The 18536-nt window shown below is 37.2% G+C and carries 18 protein-coding genes; 11 read left to right on the top strand and 7 right to left on the bottom strand.

Annotated elements, in window-relative coordinates:
• Positions 1-70: 70 nt before the first annotated feature.
• Together B3D94_RS07470 and B3D94_RS07465 are read right to left on the bottom strand one after the other, a co-directional pair.
• Positions 71-625, bottom strand: a complete 555-nt coding sequence (locus B3D94_RS07470; protein WP_069479900.1) for an NADPH-dependent FMN reductase — start codon at positions 623-625, stop codon at positions 71-73.
• Between the two features lie 120 nt (positions 626-745).
• Positions 746-1591, bottom strand: coding sequence for an oxidoreductase (locus B3D94_RS07465; RefSeq protein WP_291756186.1), 846 nt, complete (start codon positions 1589-1591; stop codon positions 746-748).
• A gap of 221 nt (positions 1592-1812) precedes the next feature.
• On the opposite strand from B3D94_RS07465, the gene B3D94_RS07460 reads away from it, so the two are divergent.
• The 5 genes from B3D94_RS07460 to B3D94_RS07440 all read left to right on the top strand — a co-directional run bounded on the left by B3D94_RS07460 (position 1813) and on the right by B3D94_RS07440 (position 6133).
• A complete protein-coding gene (locus B3D94_RS07460; protein ID WP_291756184.1) occupies positions 1813-2859 on the top strand; it encodes a PseG/SpsG family protein in 1047 nt (348 codons plus the stop codon).
• 204 nt (positions 2860-3063) lie between these two features.
• Positions 3064-3249, top strand: coding sequence for an SE1832 family protein (locus B3D94_RS07455; RefSeq protein WP_008176146.1), 186 nt, complete (start codon positions 3064-3066; stop codon positions 3247-3249).
• Between the two features lie 34 nt (positions 3250-3283).
• Positions 3284-4849 carry an ABC-F family ATP-binding cassette domain-containing protein gene (locus B3D94_RS07450; protein WP_025115498.1) on the top strand — a complete coding sequence of 522 codons (1566 nt, stop codon included), beginning with the start codon at positions 3284-3286 and terminating at the stop codon, positions 4847-4849.
• A 409-nt stretch (positions 4850-5258) separates the two neighbouring features.
• Positions 5259-5663: a transcriptional regulator Spx gene (gene spx / locus B3D94_RS07445; protein ID WP_008176149.1), complete on the top strand. Its 405-nt coding sequence runs from the start codon at positions 5259-5261 to the stop codon at positions 5661-5663.
• A gap of 23 nt (positions 5664-5686) precedes the next feature.
• The gene (locus B3D94_RS07440; RefSeq protein ID WP_008176151.1) at positions 5687-6133 is read left to right on the top strand and encodes a MarR family winged helix-turn-helix transcriptional regulator; all 447 of its coding nucleotides are present in this window, start codon (positions 5687-5689) and stop codon (positions 6131-6133) included.
• Positions 6134-6246: 113 nt separating this feature from the next.
• On the opposite strand, the gene B3D94_RS07435 is transcribed toward B3D94_RS07440, so the two are convergent.
• Together B3D94_RS07435 and B3D94_RS07430 are read right to left on the bottom strand one after the other, a co-directional pair.
• Positions 6247-6795, bottom strand: a complete 549-nt coding sequence (locus tag B3D94_RS07435) for an RNA polymerase sigma factor (protein ID WP_008176154.1) — start codon at positions 6793-6795, stop codon at positions 6247-6249.
• A 319-nt stretch (positions 6796-7114) separates the two neighbouring features.
• Positions 7115-8248 (bottom strand): LuxR C-terminal-related transcriptional regulator, encoded by a 1134-nt coding sequence (locus B3D94_RS07430; RefSeq protein ID WP_291756175.1) that lies wholly within the window; start codon positions 8246-8248, stop codon positions 7115-7117.
• Between the two features lie 193 nt (positions 8249-8441).
• Here B3D94_RS07430 and B3D94_RS07425 point away from each other — a divergent pair, with 193 nt between their 5' ends.
• From B3D94_RS07425 to B3D94_RS07410, 4 genes are all read left to right on the top strand, one after another.
• On the top strand, positions 8442-9197 hold the full coding sequence (locus B3D94_RS07425) for an SDR family NAD(P)-dependent oxidoreductase (protein ID WP_258269779.1): 756 nt from the start codon (positions 8442-8444) through the stop codon (positions 9195-9197).
• Positions 9198-9218: 21 nt separating this feature from the next.
• On the top strand, positions 9219-9962 hold the full coding sequence (locus tag B3D94_RS07420; RefSeq protein ID WP_025115501.1) for an SDR family NAD(P)-dependent oxidoreductase: 744 nt from the start codon (positions 9219-9221) through the stop codon (positions 9960-9962).
• 292 nt (positions 9963-10254) lie between these two features.
• A complete protein-coding gene (gene epsC / locus B3D94_RS07415; protein WP_025115502.1) occupies positions 10255-11181 on the top strand; it encodes a serine O-acetyltransferase EpsC in 927 nt (308 codons plus the stop codon).
• Between the two features lie 256 nt (positions 11182-11437).
• Complete coding sequence (locus B3D94_RS07410; protein WP_291756171.1) at positions 11438-12820, top strand: dipeptidase; 1383 nt, start codon at positions 11438-11440, stop codon at positions 12818-12820.
• Positions 12821-12887: 67 nt separating this feature from the next.
• Here B3D94_RS07410 and B3D94_RS07405 read toward each other — a convergent pair whose 3' ends face one another.
• Both B3D94_RS07405 and B3D94_RS07400 read right to left on the bottom strand, forming a co-directional pair.
• The gene (locus B3D94_RS07405; protein WP_069479892.1) at positions 12888-13460 is read right to left on the bottom strand and encodes a nitroreductase family protein; all 573 of its coding nucleotides are present in this window, start codon (positions 13458-13460) and stop codon (positions 12888-12890) included.
• Positions 13461-13555: 95 nt separating this feature from the next.
• Positions 13556-14050 carry an amidase domain-containing protein gene (locus B3D94_RS07400; protein ID WP_069479891.1) on the bottom strand — a complete coding sequence of 165 codons (495 nt, stop codon included), beginning with the start codon at positions 14048-14050 and terminating at the stop codon, positions 13556-13558.
• Between the two features lie 181 nt (positions 14051-14231).
• On the opposite strand from B3D94_RS07400, the gene B3D94_RS07395 reads away from it, so the two are divergent.
• A complete protein-coding gene (locus B3D94_RS07395) occupies positions 14232-15254 on the top strand; it encodes a DUF2804 domain-containing protein (RefSeq protein ID WP_291756163.1) in 1023 nt (340 codons plus the stop codon).
• 87 nt (positions 15255-15341) lie between these two features.
• Here the strand turns inward: B3D94_RS07395 and B3D94_RS07390 are convergent, their stop codons facing one another.
• Entirely contained in the window at positions 15342-16058 is a 717-nt protein-coding gene (locus tag B3D94_RS07390; RefSeq protein WP_069479890.1) for a glycerophosphodiester phosphodiesterase, read from the bottom strand.
• 152 nt (positions 16059-16210) lie between these two features.
• Here B3D94_RS07390 and helD point away from each other — a divergent pair, with 152 nt between their 5' ends.
• On the top strand, positions 16211-18439 hold the full coding sequence (gene helD, locus B3D94_RS07385) for an RNA polymerase recycling motor HelD (RefSeq protein WP_291756161.1): 2229 nt from the start codon (positions 16211-16213) through the stop codon (positions 18437-18439).
• Positions 18440-18536 lie beyond the last annotated feature (97 nt).

The raw sequence follows: 18536 nt of genomic DNA, 5'->3' as shown, positions 1-18536 counted from the left end.
CATACTAAAAGAATACTTACAAAGAAAAATCCCCTGCACAGTGATTTCTTACCACCGTGCAAGGGTACTATTAATGTTGATCGATCGTTTCCTTCGGCAAGTTCTTGCTCATCTCACAGTATTGAACAAATACACGCGCTAATTCACGTAAACGGCTATGAACATCCTCATCCACAATATGATTATCTGCATCAAAATGAGATGTATGTGTATACACATAGTTTGGTGTAACAAGAGCACGGAAGTAGTCTAAAATAGGTTTTAATTGATTTTCTACTACAAGGTGGTGTTGATACGTCCCGCCATTTGCAACTATAGATACAGGTTTATAGCGCATTGTTTTAGGGTGCAAGAAGTCAAATGCATTCTTCAAAACGCCAGGAATTGATGCTTGGAAAATAGGCGTTGCAATAATATAAGCATCCGCTTCCTCAAATTGTTGGATCATTTTCTTCATATCATCATTTAATGGTGAGCCATCAACAATTTGATGTTTATATTCACTAAAATGCATCATTTCTAAATCGAAACTAGCATCTAATTCTTTAATATATTGTTCCACTTGCTCTAAAATAGCACCAGTTTTTCGACCAAACATTGTGCCATCAACGAGTAAAATTTTCATCTTCACTTTGCCTCCACCATTCATCTTCTACAATAATATTGTAACAAATGAAAAGTGGCTCGGAAAGAATAGGAATGAGGAAAGCAAGAAATTCAGTCTTTAGGCGGAAAGCAAGAAAAATTACTCTTTATCATATGGTCGGAAATGAACTTCCTTATCGACAACCTTATCGTGGATATTATATTTCTCACGGTCAATCACTACATCGCGATTAACCTTGTCTTCTTCATGAAGCGAATCTGCTTTTTTAATTTTATCCCAATTAAATAATGTCTCCCTCGAAACATCTTTTTCTGCCGTTTCCGGAAATGCCAATATCGCTAATTCATGAGAAGGATAAATTGTCACTGGTTGTCGCTTACCGTGTAGCGCAATAATCATCATTGCCTTTGCTACTTGAGTGGCTTCAATGGCTCTAGAGCGCTTTAGTGGTCCCATTAAAAAAGGCTTGGCTAGTTTTAATACCTTTTCTCCTATCTTTTCCCCTAAACGAAATTCATTCCGTTCTCCTAATAAGAGTGAAGGTCGAATAATAGAAAGCTGCTGTAAGCCCAACTCCATTAAATCATGTTCTAGCTTTCCTTTAACCCGGTTATAGTAAAAAGGAGAACTCTCATTAGCACCCATTGCAGTAATGACAAGAAAATGGGGAATCCCACGCTTTTTCGCCAATGAAGCAATCGCTAAAGGATATTCAAAGTCTACCTTTTCGAACACCTTTCGAGAACCTGCTTTTTTTATAGTTGTGCCTAAACAGCAATATAGTTCATGCGCAAATTCTATATCTTGTTCCTCTAACCTATCAAAATCGCGAATTTTCACTTCTAGCTTAGGATGCGTAAAAGTTGGTTTTCTTCTCGCGATTACTGTCACGGATACATATTCATCATTTTCACATAATTGCTCTACTAGAGAGGAGCCCGTCAATCCTGTTGCTCCAACCACGATTGCAGCACGCATACCCATACTTCTTTCCTCCTTTCATCATCACCATCTTTGTTATGTATCTTAATAAACTCACTATATATATCGACCACTTTTTTTAGGATTAAAAGTTATTTATCGTACCTATAAGATAGCTATTTGAAAGATTTATTTAAAAAGATCATTTATCAAATCCTAAATTTTACACATACTTGCCCTTTCTTCGCCATAATTTAAAGAGACAGAGAAAGGGTGGGATACATTTGCAAAACGAAACGCAAGCAATAGTACCGAAAAAAACGATTGTTTTCATTATTGAAAGCTGTATTGATAAAGGGCTGTATCCTTTTGAACGGGTTTCAACATTAGCTAAACTACTGACAAATGAGAAAGTTTTTATATTTGTAAAAACTCCTTCAAATGACGGGGTTCAAATTTTAATGAATGAGGGTCTAACCCCCGTTTTATTTGATCATTTTAATGAACTTCCTAAGCAAATTAAATCCATTCAGCCAGATTTAATTGTCAGAGATGGCCGCAATTCTGAGGCTTTGCAAGTACAGGATTTACGACCTTTCTGCAAAACGATTATTCACTTTGATGATTTTGGTGAAGGTGGTCAAGCCTGTGACTGTGTACTACTAGCACTCTATCACGAGGTAAAAGATTATTTACCGTCTCATTATATTAGCGGGAGCTTTGTTTTTGCACTACCCGAAGACTATCAAAACTTTAGCGATAGACCTGTAAGCAAAACACCTGAAAATCCTCCCCATATCGTTGTAGCTTTTGAAGATGGGGACGAGCATAATTTAACCTATCGTACACTTCGACACTTAACACAGCTCCAAATTCCACTACAAATTACAGTTATGATTGACGACAGCTACCGCCATGCTACCGACGACTTGCAAATGATGGTTTTAAGTCGTCGCAACACAGCTATCCTTCGTGATAAAAACGCGCTTCTCAAACTTTTACCAAAAGCAGATGTTATTATTTGTAATGCCAATTATACGCCTTATAAAATCGCCTCTTACGGTGTGCCATGCATTACCCTTGCACAATCAGAAGCAGAGCTATTACATGCTTTTCCAAGAGAACAGAACGGTTTTATTCATCTAGGGCTAGGTCGTAAAATGAAACAATCACAAATACAAAATGCTGTTATGGAGTTTCTTTTACATGAAGCACGCAGTGAACGTGCCGTAAAAAAACAACGCCAGCTCAATCTCGTTAGTAATAATGAAACACTCTTAGAACTACTTTTAGACTTTGCTTATGATCGTCATAATATCGCTTCTACTTAGTGCTACTTCAAAGACGATTATGATACAATATATAAGAAATTTTCACTTTAGCATCTCATCTTATAAAAGCTGGGGCTTATGTAAGTTCTAAGTTTTTCAGTTCCCGATTGATTTTAATGACTAAGCGGTGGGGGATCAATAAAACCCCCATCGCTTTTTACACGCATTCGCTATACAAATATTCTTAAAAAAGGAGCAAACATCATGCCAACCAAAAATGATTTAGAATATCAAATTAAAGAATTAAAAATGGACTATATCAATTTACAAGGCGATATTGAAAAACTTGAGTCTACAGGACACAACGATCAAGTAGCACAGGCAGAGCAACGTCTTGCAAATATGGAATCGAAGCTTGCAGAGCTGAATAAGCAACTTGCAGAACTATAAAATGTAAACTTGAAAGACAGTTGGAGGAACATATATGGCAATTTTAACAGTAGAAAATTTAGGTCATTCTTTCGGAGATCGTACACTTTTTAAAGATGTATCGTTTCGTTTAGTAGAAGGTGATCATATTGGACTCGTTGGGGCAAATGGTGTAGGTAAATCAACTTTAATGGGCATTATCACTGGTCAAACAATTCATGATGAGGGAAAAGTGGAATGGCTCCCTGGTACACATTATGGTTATTTAGATCAACATACCGTACTCACAGCTGGTAGAACGATGCGCGATGTTTTGCGTGACGCTTTTCTACCCTTGTATAAAAAAGAAGAGGAACTCAATGAAATTACAGGTAAGATGGCTGAAGCTACACCTGAAGAATTAGAAGTTCTATTAGAGCAAATGGCTGAAGTTCAAGATGCGTTAGATGCAGGTGACTTCTATTCACTCGATATGAAAATTGAGGAAGTTGCGCGCGGACTTGGGCTCGATGCAATCGGCTTGGAGCGAGATGTAGCTGCTCTTTCTGGTGGTCAACGTACAAAGGTTTTACTAGCTAAGCTGTTATTAGAAAAACCAAAAGTTCTATTATTAGACGAGCCTACAAACTATCTTGATGAAGAACATATTACATGGTTAAAAAACTATTTAAAGAACTATCCATATGCCTTCTTATTAATTTCGCATGATACAGAATTTATGAACGAGACGGTGGATGTCATCTTCCAACTTGAATTTTCAAAGCTAACTCGTTATACAGCAACATACGAAAAATTCTTAGAGCTTGCTGAAATCAATAAGCGTCAGCATATTGACGCATATGAAAAACAACAAGAATTCATCAAGAAGCAAGAAGATTTTATTGCCAAAAATAAAGCGCGATACTCCACTACTGGCCGTGCCAAATCTCGTGCCAAACAGCTAGACCGTTTAGAGCGAATTGATCGCCCAGAGACTGCTGTAAAGCCTGAGTTCGGTTTTAAAGAAGCACGCTCATCCAGTCGCTATGTTGTAGAAGCTGAAAATTTGGTGATTGGTTATGATAAAGACAAGCCATTACTTCCCCCACTCACTTTTGCTATTGAACGAGGAGAGAAGATCGCTTTAGTCGGCATGAATGGTGTAGGTAAATCAACTTTATTAAAAACAATGCTTGGTAAAATTAATCCTCTAAATGGCAAAGTGATTCGAGGAGATTACCTTTACCCATCTTACTTCGAACAAGAAGTAAAAGCGGAAAAAATCACACCCATTGATGATGTATGGAATGCCTTCCCTTCAATGGAGCAAGCACAAGTACGTGCTGCCTTAGCGAAAGCTGGCTTAAAGACAGATCACATTACACGTCCACTGAATTCATTATCCGGTGGAGAGCAAGCAAAAGTTCGGTTATGTAAATTAATGATGGAAGAGGCAAACTGGCTTCTTTTTGACGAACCAACGAACCATTTAGATGTGGATGCAAAAAATGAATTAAAACGTGCGATGAAAGAATTTAAAGGCACTATTGTACTCGTAAGTCACGAACCTGATTTCTATGATGGTCTCGCTACGAAGGTCTGGGATGTCCAAGATTGGTTCACTTCTGGACAACAAGGCTAAATCTAAAAGGGTAGTCTCAAAAATCATTTGGGGCCACCCTTTTTTCTATTTGTGCAATTCCACAAATAATTTTTAGTTTCTATGTATAATTCTCCTCATTTAAACATACTATTATCAGTGGACTGATATTTTTCAGCTTGCCATTCTCCTCTGGTGGACAAGCCTTACTTCATGTAGTCCCTATTCAATTTTCCTAAACTTACATCATTGTAAGCTGTGAACATGAAACTTTTTATAATGATCTTCGTATATGTTAATATACCTGAAAAAAATCATGGTGTTATAGATATTTTTTAAAATAGCTATTGATTTATATATAGCTTACTAGTAAGATATATATATAAACAATTTACCTTACTAATAAGATATTTATAAAATATAATCTAAAAAAGAAAGCGAGGAATGAAGAATGACAGTTACAATTTACTCACAAGCGAGCTGTTCTTCATCCAGAAAAGCACTTAAATGGTTAAAAGATCACAATATTGAATATAAAGAAAAACGTATCACTTCTCATCCACTTACACTTGCAGAGTTTAAAGAAATTTTAAGCATGACTGAAGATGGAACAGATGAAATTATTGCAACAAATTCGAATGATTTTAAAAACTTAAATATCGATATCGACCAACTTTCTATTCAGGAGCTATTTGCTATTATTCAAGCACATCCAAGAATGTTACGTAGCCCTATTTTAATAGATGAAAAACGTATTCAAGTTGGTTACAATGAGATGGACATCCGCCGTTTTATCCCGCGCAAAGTACGTGCTTACGAATTAAATGCGATGACAAGATTGGCACAAGAAAGTTAAAACAGTTTTGGAGTTGACCTTCTATGGATCAAGAAAAACAAAAAGCCATTACCTCGTTGTTTGAAGTTGTTTCATCTATTGAGCGTAAGTGGGCGAACGAGTGGAATAATCATAATGCGCTCGGCTTTTCAAAATCCCATATTTTAATTTTAGACTACTTATCGCAGGAGGGCCCGAAACGCCCTTCTGCTATTGCTGAGCGGTTAAAGGTAACGACAGGTGGCGTCACCGTTTTAACAACGAAGCTTATCAATGCTGGCTTTATTGAAAAAACACAGCACGCTACAGATCGTCGAGCGTCACAGCTCGTTATTACTTCTGAGGGAGAGAGCATTTTAAAAGAGTCTCGCCAACAAGTTAGTGAAATTATCAACAATATGTTTGGAATGCTCACTGCTGAAGAACTGCAAACATTGCGCACTATTTTTTCAAAATGTCTATTGGATGTTGAATCCAATCGGCCAGAATAATGTCTTAAAAACAAAAAGATGCATCGCAATTATATGCGAATGCATCTTTTTTTAGATTAGTCGACTGAATACTTCCGTCTAAGTACGTATGATGTGCGACCAATCAGCTTTCATTACGCTGGTAGCACAGATTCTACAATGGCCGTATCAGACATAAGCATTTCTTTTAATCGAGCCTTTGCACGGAATAAACGAGATTTCACAGTACCAATGGAAACTTTCATAATTGTAGAAATTTCTGCAAGTGAATATTGGTCTATGTAGAAATACCATAAAGTCTTTCTATAAATGCCATCTAATTGCTCCATTTTATCTTGTACTAGTTTTGTGACAATATCCTTTTCAACCTTTTCTTCTGTCGAAATTTCATTATTGGGAACCAAATCTAATATCGGTACGTCTAATGTTTCAGGTTGGTTCATCATATATTTACTGCGACGAACCTTTTTACGATAGCGATCTCTGAAAGTATTCATTGTAATAGTTGTAAGCCAAGCCTTAATATGCTCTACTTCAGCTACGCTGTCTTCATAGCGCACAACCTTTACCCAAACTTCTTGCATTAAATCTTCAGCCTCTACATTATTGCGAGTTAGTTTTAAACATAAGTGATATATATAACGATTGTATTCCTCGTATACGCCTTCTAATTTTTCATTCATTGTGTATGCCTCCGCTTCTTGTTCTTGCTTCTATACACATTCTCGCAAAATAATGTATTACACTCTATCGTATTGGCTTTCAATTTCATTACAATCGTGTAAGCTTAAACGCTTTTGCTTGTAATATTCGTAAAAAATGTTTTACTACTATATTACTCAGCCTATAAAATACGGCTCTATAACATTAAACCCTTATTTTAATTACTATATTTTAAATAATAATTTTTATCTGAAAATTAAAAATCTGCCACTTTATCAATGACTTGTAAAGTAAGCAGATGTATTTCATATAATGTATTACACAAATTGTTTCCATTGGCTAACTTAATAGCCCTAAACGAAAAGCGGAAGCAACGACCTGTGTTCGATTTTTAGCTTTGAGCTTTGTCATTAAACTACTTACATAATCTCTTACTGTATGCTCACTTAGAAATAGTAATCCCCCAATTTTTTTATTGTCATATCCCTCTGCAAGCAGACCCAAAATCATGGACTCCCTTTCTGTTAAGTGAAGTTCTGTATTCTTTTCAACCTTTTCACCCTTACGTGATAAAAATAATCCTAACCGCTTCCCTACTTCTTCAAGTAACAATAATTCGTCCTTTGTACAATCAAATTCTTCACCTAGCTGATCAAATGTCAGCCAGCCAAATAATTGATCCTGTTGAATAATCGGGATAAATATAATCGACGATAAATTAAATAATTGTATATGTTCTTCTTTCACATAATTTTTAGGGTTTTTTAAATAGATAGGTTTTCTTGAGCCCAGAACTGTATTTTCACCACTCAACTCCCCTTTCATGCTTTGAACCTTTGGAAGCTCTGCACCAATAACTCCGTAAAATTGATTGGACCATGGCACATAGGCATAAAATACACATCTTTTATAACTAAAATACTCTTCACATTTCTTTAAAATATAGGCTAAATCCTGATAACCAGAGGAACTAATGAGCAATTTATCAAGTTTATCCAACAATTGCAGCCGCCTCAACTCCTCATTTTCAGGGGTAGTTCTACAACTATTTTTATGATCTACTTCGGCATCACAGTAAAGCTGTACTAAAAATATAAAAATCGATAATACATACATTAGTATCGCATTCATTCGACTAATTTTCTGCTGAATCAAAAAAGTGATCAACGATTTCTCTAAAATCAATTGGAATAGATGAAAGCTTCTCGTATCGATAATGGATAACTGTGATTGAAGCCATGTCTTAAAAAAACTTCTAAAATCATCATTAAGCTCTTCGATATTCGTATGCGTCATTAAACGTAGAAACGAATCCAGTAGCATTGCCACTCTTTCTCGATCGGCTTCAGCAATAGATGGTTCTAGATTAAGGTAAATATTCGTATTCTCTTCAATTTGTTTACTATGAATTTTGATGAATAACACAAATTCTTGAAGTGTCATTTCTTCAATGGATTGAAATGAGTGCGTCATAGGAAATTCCTCTCCTTCATACTAAAAATACCCCTATAAATGGAGGATACTCACTCACTATATTATACAGCATCTTATAGGATAGTATTTCAAATTGAAAGGAGTAAGATGAAGGTATCGCTAAAATAAAGAGAATACTTTTGAATCCTAAGGTAACCATATAACCAGAAATAATGGAAGGTGCGTGCTTGAAATGAGATTAGAAAATAAAGTAGCCATTATTACAGGCGGAGGTACAGGCATCGGGAAAGAAACTGCACTATTATTTGCGAAAGAAGGGGCAAAAATAGTCATTACTGATATAAATGAACAATCTGGAAATGAAACAGTTAGCCACATCCAAGCAATTGGAGGCGAAGCATTATTTGTCCGTCATGATGTTAGCAATGAAGACGATTGGAGAAAAGTTGCAGATGAAACGATTCATACATTTAATAAAGTCGATATTCTTTTCAACAATGCAGGTATTTATATAATTAAACCACTTGCCGAAATTGAACTTTCAGACTGGAATCGCTTAATGTCCATCAATGTAACTGGTGTTTTCCTTGGTATGAAACATATCATGCCGCTGATGGCTAAACAAAGTAAAGGCTCTGTCATTAATGCTTCTTCCATTGCAGGCTTAACAGGTGCTGCTGGACATGTATTATATGGCGCTAGTAAAGGCGCCGTGCGCATTATGACAAAAGATGCAGCAATGGAATATGCCCCATATGGCGTACGCGTAAACTCTATTCACCCCGGCTATATCGATACAGGAATGGCCGATTATGCATCTGCAACAACTGGAAGCTCTAAAGATGAATTGGGAAAAAACTTATTCCCATTAGGACGTTTAGGTTCTGTAAAAGAAGTGGCTCAAACCGTACTTTTCTTAGCTTCTGATGAATCTTCCTTCTCAACAGGTGCAGAATTTGTTATTGATGGTGGAGCAACAGCAAAATAAATATTAAGGTGGTCATTAGAAATGAAATTAAAAGATAAAGTAGCAATTGTCACAGGTGGCGCTAGTGGTATCGGTGAAGCAACAGTTCGCCTCTTCGCCCAAGAAGGTGCACAAGTAGTCATTGCCGATTTTTCAGAGCGCGGACAAAACATCTCTGAGCAATTAAATAACGATGGTTATGATACGCTCTTCGTAAAAACAGATGTAACAAGCGAAGAAGATATTAAAAACATGATAAAAGAAACTATTAATAAATACGGAAAACTTGATATTATGTATGCGAATGCAGGTGTAGCTGACGATGCCCCCGCTCACGAGTTATCTTTTGAAAAATGGAAAAGAACAATCGATATTAATTTATCTGGTGTATTTCTTTCTGATAAATATGCCATCGAACAATTTCTTGCGCAAGGAACAGGTGGCGTCATTGTTAATGCTGGCTCTATCCATAGTTTTGTTGCCTTACCAAATCCAACAGCCTATTCATCTGCAAAAGGTGGTGTAAAACTATTAACACAAAACCTTTGCACAGCTTATGCAAAACAAGGCATTCGCGTAAATGCTGTATGTCCTGGCTATATCGACACACCTTTATTGGCTGAAGTAGACGCTCAAAAGAAAGAATATTTAGCTTCCCTTCATCCACAAGGCCGACTTGGTAAACCAGAAGAAATTGCTAAAGCAGTTTTATTCTTAGCAAGCGATGATGCAAGCTTTGTTAATGGTACAACACTCCTTGTTGATGGTGGCTATACTGCTCACTAATATAAAAATTTACGGGTCTGAATTCGGTATTGTTCCGGAATCAGACTCTTTTTATTTGATTAAAATTCTCCCAGTGCAAATCGGTCTAGATCATACCAAGAAGCAGTAAGCTTTAAAACCAGTCGTATTTTATGGTAAAACAATATAAGATTATTTAATTGCAACTCCACATGCAGGTATTTTTTCTATAATTTAAATATTAATATATTTTAAAGCTAAAAGAGTTGCTATTACATGAAATGCTTTGTACTTTTATTACATCAGTTATTATGAAATTGAGGGGTGTTTTACAATGAGTTTAAATGATTGGCTAAATGAAAAGGTCCCAGAAATTACAAGTTCATTAAGTGATATTAACCGACAGTATGTTGATATTGAAAATTCAATTGGCTTTGTTGGGCGCAATCAAATTTATAAAATCTTAGATAATTTTCATGAAGTACTGTTCCCAGGTATCCATACTGCTCCGCCGATCGATACTACACGCGTCAATATTGTAAGTAGTAATAAACTGCGTGAAACGGCATTGGATTTACGTGATATTATCGAAAAAGTTTTAATTTACAATTTGGAGTACAACAGCAATCTTGAAAACTGTACTTGTCAAGCGGATGCAGATCGTATTGTGATGGATTTAATTTCACAATTCCCAAAAATTCGTAAAACCTTGCAAACAGATATTCAGGCAGCATACAACGGAGATCCTGCTGCCCTTTCTACAGAAGAAATTTTACTAAGTTATCCATCAATTGTTGCGGTATACATTCACCGTATTGCACATGAATTATATGAAGTGGGCGTACCAATTGTCCCACGTATTATGTCTGAGTATGCACATAGTTTAACAGGAATTGATATTCACCCAGGAGCGACAATTGGTGAATCCTTCTTTATCGATCACGGCACAGGTGTCGTAATCGGTGAGACATGTATAATTGGCAATAATGTTAAAATATACCAAAGTGTAACATTAGGGGCATTAAGCTTCCCTCTTGATGAAAATGGTAATCCAATTAAAGGAATTAAACGTCATCCAAATATTGAAGATAATGTTGTTATTTATGCAGGTGCAACCATTTTAGGTGGCGAAACGACAATTGGTCACGATTCGGTGCTAGGCAGTAACATTTGGCTAATGAATTCAATACCACCATATTCCCGTGTGTACAACTCACCACCAACACCTAACATCAGTAGTAGTAAATCGAAAAATGTTTAATACACACTCTCTTTAAGTAGATAAAAATTGCACTCACCTATAGACGACTATCGAAAGACACTGTAAAGAATTTTTTCTACAGTGTCTTTCATTGTACAAAACTAAAGACATTCAAATACAACCATTGGCCTTGTTATAAAAATGGTTGACGTTTCCCCTATTAGAGCTTATTTATTAGAACCCATGTTAATACTTTCTAGTTTTGATATGCTATACTATTTCTATTATCGAAATATATTAGAAAGAGGGATGCTAGATGACCAATTTACAGCAAATCGATGCTTATTTTGCGGAACATCGTGAGACTCATTTAAACGAATTAAAAGAATTTTTACGAATTCCAAGTATTAGTTCTTTATCTGAGCATAAGGAAGATATCCAGCATGCTGCACAATGGCTTGCCAATGCATTTAAAAAATTAAATCTTGAGAATATCTCAATTACACAAACTGCAGGTCACCCAGTTGTCTATGCTGATTGGTTACATGCAGAAGGCAAACCAACAATATTGTTTTATGGTCACTACGATGTACAACCTGTTGATCCGTTAAATTTATGGGAGAGCGAACCGTTCACTCCTACCATTCGCGACAATAAATTATTCGCTCGTGGTGCTAGTGATGATAAAGGGCAAGTATTTATGCACTTAAAAATGATTGAAGCCTTATTTGCAACAACAGGAACTTTACCCGTGAACGTTAAATTTATTTATGAAGGTGAAGAAGAAATTGGTAGTCCACACCTACCTTCCTTTGTTGAAGAATATAAGGAAAAATTAGCTTCGGATTTAATTTTAATTTCTGATACTGGACTTTATGGTCCTGGTAAACCTGCAGTATGCTATGGCTTACGTGGATTGGCAGGTATTCAAATTGATGTGCGAGGAGCTAAAGGAGATTTACACTCAGGTCTCTATGGTGGAGGCGTGCAAAATGCCATCCACGCATTAGCTGAAATATTAGCATCCTTCCGTGACGAGCATGGCACAATTCAAGTGGAAGGTTTCTATGACAATGTATTACCTTTAACAGAGGAAGAACGTGAAGCTTATCGTGCGCTTGGTTTTGATGAGGAGTCAGTTAAACAAGAGGTCGGTGTAAAAGAACTATTTGGTGAGCAAGGGTTTACCTACCTAGAACGTACTTGGGCTCGTCCAACATTAGAGGTTAATGGGGTCTTTGGTGGTTTCTCTGGAGAAGGCATCAAAACGGTATTACCTGCTGAAGCAGGCGCTAAAATCACATGTCGTCTCGTTCCAAATCAAGAGCCGGACGAAATCGTAGCCCTATTAAAAGCCCACGTTGAAAAGCATAAGCCTGCTGGAGTGGAAATTAACATTTCGGAGTTCGATAAAGGCCCTGCATTCTTAACACCATTTGATCATCCATTCATTCAGGCAGCTGGACGTTCTTATGAAAAGGTTTATAATGTACCTACTGCTTACACACGTGGTGGCGGATCTATCCCTATCGTCGCTGCATTTGATGAAATTTTAGAAATCCCTGTAGTATTAATGGGCTTCGGTTTATCTAGTGAAAACTTCCATGCACCAAATGAGCATTTCCATTTAGAAAACTTTGATAAAGGTCTACGCGTTTTAAGTGATTACTTATATGAAGTTTCGGAATTACAAAAATAATTTCCTATTCCATAACAAACCCCCTCACCTACTTCAGTGAGGGGATTTTCATTGCTTCTTTATGCAATTACTCGCCAAAAACTGTCACAATTTCAGCTGATTTTTTTCGTTCTTTTCCTTTTGGCACTTCATCAAAATAACCGACTTGTAGCATCGCAATAACACGTTCACCAGGCTGTACCTTTAAGGCTTCGCGGAACTTTGGATTATCTAAAAATCCCGGTGTTTTCCAGCAAGAGCCTATCCCTCTATCCCATGCTAACAGTTGCATATTCTGAATAAAGATACTCGCTGCTCCATAATCCTCTAAACGTTCTTTTTGACGTGCATCCTCTGGTACGATAACAAAGGCATAGCCGCCAGGTAATGTAAATTTCAACATCTGCTTTGCCAAGTCTTCACTTAAAAGCTCTTGCCATTTTGGAATCGTCAGGTCGCGTAATAAATGATGTAGATTTTCTAATTCCTTACCACAGGCTACTACTAAACGCCAAGGCTCACGGTTACCGTGGTTGGGTGCCCAAACTGCATCGTCGATAATGGCCAATAAATCATCACGATCTACAGGCTGACCATTAAATTTTTTAATGGAACGACGTTGAATAATTGCATCTCTAACCGATAAAAATTGTTCGCTCATATATCCATTCTCCTTCTACCACAAGACAACCTTTTAAGTTTATCTCTTCTACCTTCACATTATCATAAAATGATATGCATTAAAACTACCTCATCTTATGCAAAGCTATCCTCTATATGATAGAAAAAGTAAGTCATGCTCGGCGTATAAGCAGTGGAGTCCTCATAGAAATACGGTCGATTAATACTATCCGATGTATGAGCATTTACATAAGGAATGCCGTTTTGAATACTTGTAACAATAACAGAGTGATCGATTCTCCCATTCCCTTGAAAATCATAAAAAATAACGTCACCCAGCTCTAACTCTTCGGCGGTTTGCACACGTGTACCCTTCAACCCTGTCGTTGAGCCCTCTAAATACCATCTTAAAGAATGTGCAACAGACCAGCTAAAGCTCCAATTTCCTTGTTGAATCCACCAGCCCTTATCTCTACTTGGTGCCCCTCGCATTGGTGCCCCACCAGCTAATAAACATTGAGATATATAGTTTGTACAGTCTACATCAAAGTTAGGAAAAGCTGGATTGCGTCTATTCCACCATAAATTGGCATACTGTACAGCAGCTTGCCTATTATACATCTTTGCCATACATCCCCTCCTCATGCCATCATATGTCTCTTCAAGTATTTCTATTAGTTAGGTCCTTACTCATATTATTGTCGAAAATAGGTATAATCAGTATGTTCCTTTCCATTTTTAAGATCATTTTTGCTACAATAAGATTAAAGAAATGTATGATTTTATTTTATGACCAGAAGGGATGTTAAATGTGAAGCAGCATGCTGAGAAAGAAATTTTACAGCCTACTCTTTTATGCGATAAAAAGGGAAATTTAAATCCAGCAGCCATCGGATTTGCACGCAAACCACTTATCAACAGCAATTTAAGCGGCCATCTCATGCGCAAAAAGAAATGGAACTATTGGTGTGTCTACGGTGATGAAATCTTATTTTCCGCTACGATTAGTCATCTAGATTATGCAGCAGTCTGCTTCGTCTATTTCCTGGAATATGAAACGCAGCGCTATTTCGAAAAATCGATTACCATTCCCTTCGGCGGCAAACTGAAAATGCCTACACAGGTTTTAGAGTCCGTATCGTTTAAAAATAGTGAAATGATGGTTGATATACTATATGTACAAAATGAAACACATCTATCCGTTTCTATACCCAATTTTGATGGTGATATTTTACGTGCAAAGCTCATCATTCAACATCCCGCTACAGACGAAACCTTAAATGTTGTCATCCCTTGGAATCGTAAAACATTTCAATTTACAGGTAAGCATCATACACTCCCTACTTCAGGTGTGGTCACAATTGGTACTCGTCGTTATAATTTCTCGGCAGAAGAAAATTTTGCTGTCTTAGATTACGGTCGAGGTGTATGGCCGCGTGAAGCAGTATGGAATTGGGGAATGGCGTCTCAACGGGTCCGTGGAAGAAGAATTGGACTTAATTTAGGAGGAAAATGGACAGATGGCACAGGTATGACCGAAAATGCTGTTTTCGTTGATGGCAAAATGACAAAAATACACGAGGATTTATTATTTGATTATGATTCCGAAGATTATATGCAACGTTGGAAAGTAAAATCAAAATTCTCTCATCAAGTGTCACTAACCTTCTCTCCGTTTTTTGAACGTGTAGCCTATACAAATGCAAAACTAGTAAAATCAGAAGTACATCAATTATTTGGTTATTATGACGGTTCCATTTTGCTCGACAATGGTGAAACATTAGTTATTCGACAAATGCTTGGATGCATTGAGGAGCATCAGGCAAAGTGGTAACGAATCTTATAAAAGACGCCGCGTTCCGTGGGCATTACTTCATTAATCATTCCACGGAATTCGAGCGCCACCCCCCCTCACATTGCTCTAAGTAAGGGCTTTTAATATTTTCTCTGGGTCATCAGTAAATATTGCTTGTATTCCAAGCTGCTGTAAATATCGAGCATCCCGCTCCTCGTTGACTGTATAAACACGTACAATTGCCCCTTCAGCGAGCGCTAGTTTTACTGATTTGCGATACGCTGTAGGCAAACTAACATGCAAACCTTTAGCAGGAATAAGCGCAACATAAGTCGGAAAGTCTACTAAAACTTCGGCAAACAATGCAGCACTTTCAATATAGGGTGCGATTTGTGCGACTGTTTGCAAAGATTCATGATTAAAAGAAGAGATAATAACTCTCTCTGTCATTTGTTGGGCTGCTACTTCCTTTAGAACTAATGCCTCGATCCCTTCATAGGCAAACACATCTGTTTTTAGCTCAATGTTAATGCGATGGTTTGTACCTGCAAATAGTTCTAAAACTTCCCCTAATGTCGGAATCACTTCTCCACTATAATCCAATGAGTACCATGAGCCAAAATCAAATGTACGTAATTGCTGTAATGTAAAATCCTTTACATAGCCTGAACCATTGGAGGTACGGTTAATGGTTTCATCATGAATAACAACTACCTCTTTATCTGCTGTTAAATGAACATCTAGCTCAATTCCAGTGATAGGAAGCTTAGATGCTGCTTGGAATGCAGCAATTGTATTTTCCGGGTAGCTTGCAGAAACACCTCTGTGTGCAAAAATATCCAAAATAATGAACCTCCTCTTTTAGTAACATTCATTCAAAACCTCTACGTAATAGTAACATATTCAGCTTTTAAGCTTTCACTTGATGGTAAATATTATATATAGTAGTATGATAATCTACTTTGAAATTGTAAGTACCTAGGAGGTGCTAAAAAATGACTGTAAAACATCCAGATTTTCAGACTGAAGTAGAGCGATTAGCGTATACCCAAAGTTATATGCAGCAAATTTTAAATGAGTCACAAAGAGATTTAAAATCCGCTCAAGAAAATATTCGGAAGTCGATGGCAGATCTTGATTACTTAGATTCGAGTTTGAGTTATTTAAACATCTTAACCAATGCCCGATTCTTTGAAATGGCCCGTAATCAAAAGGAAGGGCTAGAAGCCGTTCAAAAGAAGCCTTATTTTGCCAGAATCCATTTTCAAAAGACAGGTGACCCTGAAGAACTTCTTTACATTGGAAAAACCTCGTTATTTCATCGTGAAACACATGAGCCGATTATTGTCGATTGGCGCTCACCAGTAGCGAATGTCTATTATGATGGCCGTCTTGGTGATATGGAGTACGATGTCCGCGGAGAAATTCATAAAGGGCATCTATTTGCTAAGCGACAATATAAAATTGAAAATGGCAATTTGCTCGACATACGGGATATTGACTTAACTACGAACGATGAACTGTTACAAGAAGCATTGGCTGGTAAAGCTGATGTTCGTCTAACCGAAATTGTCTCGACAATCCAAAAAGAGCAGAATGAAATTATTCGCGCGCATCTTCGTCAACCAATAATTGTCCAAGGAGCAGCAGGCAGTGGAAAAACCACCATCGCCCTACACCGAATATCCTATTTCCTCTACACAATGGGTGAACATTTTAATCCTGAGCAGCTCATGATTTTAGCACCGAATAAGTTATTTATTGATTATATTGGTGATGTCTTACCAGAACTAGGCGTCGATAAAATATGCCAAACTACTTTTACCGATTACGTACTATCCGCCACTAAATTAAAATTAAAGCTTCAAAATCCAAATGAGCAATTAGAATCGCTTGTGGACGGAGGAAATTCTCAGCCATCTGCTTGGATTGCTGAAATGAAAGGCTCTCTTTATTATCGTGATGTTATCGAACGCTATATTCAAAAACTGGAGCAAGATATTGCAGAGCAATTTGAAGATGTTTATATTGAAAGATACTGTATAATGCGGGCTTCTCACCTTAAGAAGCTATTTTTATATGAATTTTCTTATATGCCAATCGAAAAACGACTGGCACATATTAAAAAGGTGTTAGCTAGCCATGTTCGTCAGAAGAAGCAGTCTGTTTTAGCTACACTCCATAAAAAATATGATGAAGCACTTGGAAAGGCATTAAATGGTATTCGAGATGATGAAAAACGGCGACGTGTCGTAACAAAATTTATCGATGAACGCGATGAGCGAATTCCTGCCATTGAAAAAGAAGCCAAATCAACAGCAGCTTCTTATATGCGCCGCTTTACCAAACACAATATTAAAACTCTTTATCGTTCACTTCTCACCAATGCAGAACTGTTAGCAGAACTGGCTCCTGAATGGCATTATCTCGAACAACAGCGATTTTTACAATCACATCGCAAGGAACAATGGGCACTTGAAGATTTAGCTGCACTTTATTATTTACAGGCGCGCTTAAAAGGCATCCCTGATGAATGGAAAATGCGCGTTGTCTTTATCGATGAGGTTCAAGATTATAGTCTATTTCAGCTTGCCGCTTTAAAAACAGGTTTGGATACTGATATGTTTACAATGGTTGGTGACTTAGCTCAAGGAATTCATAGCTATCGTTCATTAACTGCTTGGGAGCCTGTCCAAAGTTTATTCCCACGAGCAAGCTTTCGAACTTTGCAAAAAAGCTATCGTACAACCATTGAAATTATGGAAGTCGCTAATGAAATTTTAGCGCAAATGGATGAACAACTTCCGTTAGTGGAGCCAGTTGTTCGTCATGGCAACGAGCCAAGCTTTATTCAAGCGGATCAATTCGACGCCTTACAAATTAAAGAAATTTTTGAAATGATTCGTCAGCATGGACATCGATCCATTGCTTTAATATGCAAAACAACTGCTGAAGCAATGATGATGCAAAAAGATTTAAAAGCTCACCAACTACCTGCACAGCTACTAACTGAAAATGATTCTATTAATCAGGAAATGTTGCTCGTTGTTCCAAGCCATCTAGCAAAAGGTCTTGAATTTGATGCCGTTATAGTAGCTGCGTTTGATACGCCCTTTCACGACACGCCCATTGATCGAAAGCTACTCTATGTAGCACTCACACGGGCAATGCATGAACTTTACTTAATAGGTCCCTCTAAAAGTATATTTTTATTAGAAAATTAAAAAGTCGCTATAAGGCGACTTTTTTTATTCCTCATCAATTTCTCGGTGGTAATCGATAGAACTTCCCTTTCGATAGATAGGCCTTAACCACTTTCCA

Origin of the sequence: Lysinibacillus sp. UBA5990, from assembly GCF_002429815.1 — a bacterium.
Taxonomy (GTDB): domain Bacteria; phylum Bacillota; class Bacilli; order Bacillales_A; family Planococcaceae; genus Lysinibacillus; species Lysinibacillus fusiformis.
The sequence above is the reverse complement of the archived record's forward strand: the minus strand, read 5'-3'. Positions and strand labels throughout refer to the sequence as shown.

Bases quoted from the DNA above. Each gene is read 5' to 3' on its own strand.
- B3D94_RS07470 (WP_069479900.1), bottom strand. From the start codon at position 625: ATGAAAATTTTACTCGTTGATGGCACAATGTTTGGTCGAAAAACTGGT.
- B3D94_RS07405 (WP_069479892.1), bottom strand. From the start codon at position 13,460: ATGAGCGAACAATTTTTATCGGTTAGAGATGCAATTATTCAACGTCGT.
- B3D94_RS07410 (WP_291756171.1), top strand. From the start codon at position 11,438: ATGACCAATTTACAGCAAATCGATGCTTATTTTGCGGAACATCGTGAG.
- helD (WP_291756161.1), top strand. From the start codon at position 16,211: ATGACTGTAAAACATCCAGATTTTCAGACTGAAGTAGAGCGATTAGCG.
- B3D94_RS07450 (WP_025115498.1), top strand. From the start codon at position 3,284: ATGGCAATTTTAACAGTAGAAAATTTAGGTCATTCTTTCGGAGATCGT.
- B3D94_RS07430 (WP_291756175.1), bottom strand. From the start codon at position 8,248: ATGACGCACTCATTTCAATCCATTGAAGAAATGACACTTCAAGAATTT.
- B3D94_RS07435 (WP_008176154.1), bottom strand. From the start codon at position 6,795: ATGAATGAAAAATTAGAAGGCGTATACGAGGAATACAATCGTTATATA.
- B3D94_RS07420 (WP_025115501.1), top strand. From the start codon at position 9,219: ATGAAATTAAAAGATAAAGTAGCAATTGTCACAGGTGGCGCTAGTGGT.
- B3D94_RS07440 (WP_008176151.1), top strand. From the start codon at position 5,687: ATGGATCAAGAAAAACAAAAAGCCATTACCTCGTTGTTTGAAGTTGTT.
- B3D94_RS07400 (WP_069479891.1), bottom strand. From the start codon at position 14,050: ATGGCAAAGATGTATAATAGGCAAGCTGCTGTACAGTATGCCAATTTA.
- B3D94_RS07465 (WP_291756186.1), bottom strand. From the start codon at position 1,591: ATGGGTATGCGTGCTGCAATCGTGGTTGGAGCAACAGGATTGACGGGC.
- spx (WP_008176149.1), top strand. From the start codon at position 5,259: ATGACAGTTACAATTTACTCACAAGCGAGCTGTTCTTCATCCAGAAAA.
- B3D94_RS07455 (WP_008176146.1), top strand. From the start codon at position 3,064: ATGCCAACCAAAAATGATTTAGAATATCAAATTAAAGAATTAAAAATG.
- B3D94_RS07425 (WP_258269779.1), top strand. From the start codon at position 8,442: ATGAGATTAGAAAATAAAGTAGCCATTATTACAGGCGGAGGTACAGGC.
- epsC (WP_025115502.1), top strand. From the start codon at position 10,255: ATGAGTTTAAATGATTGGCTAAATGAAAAGGTCCCAGAAATTACAAGT.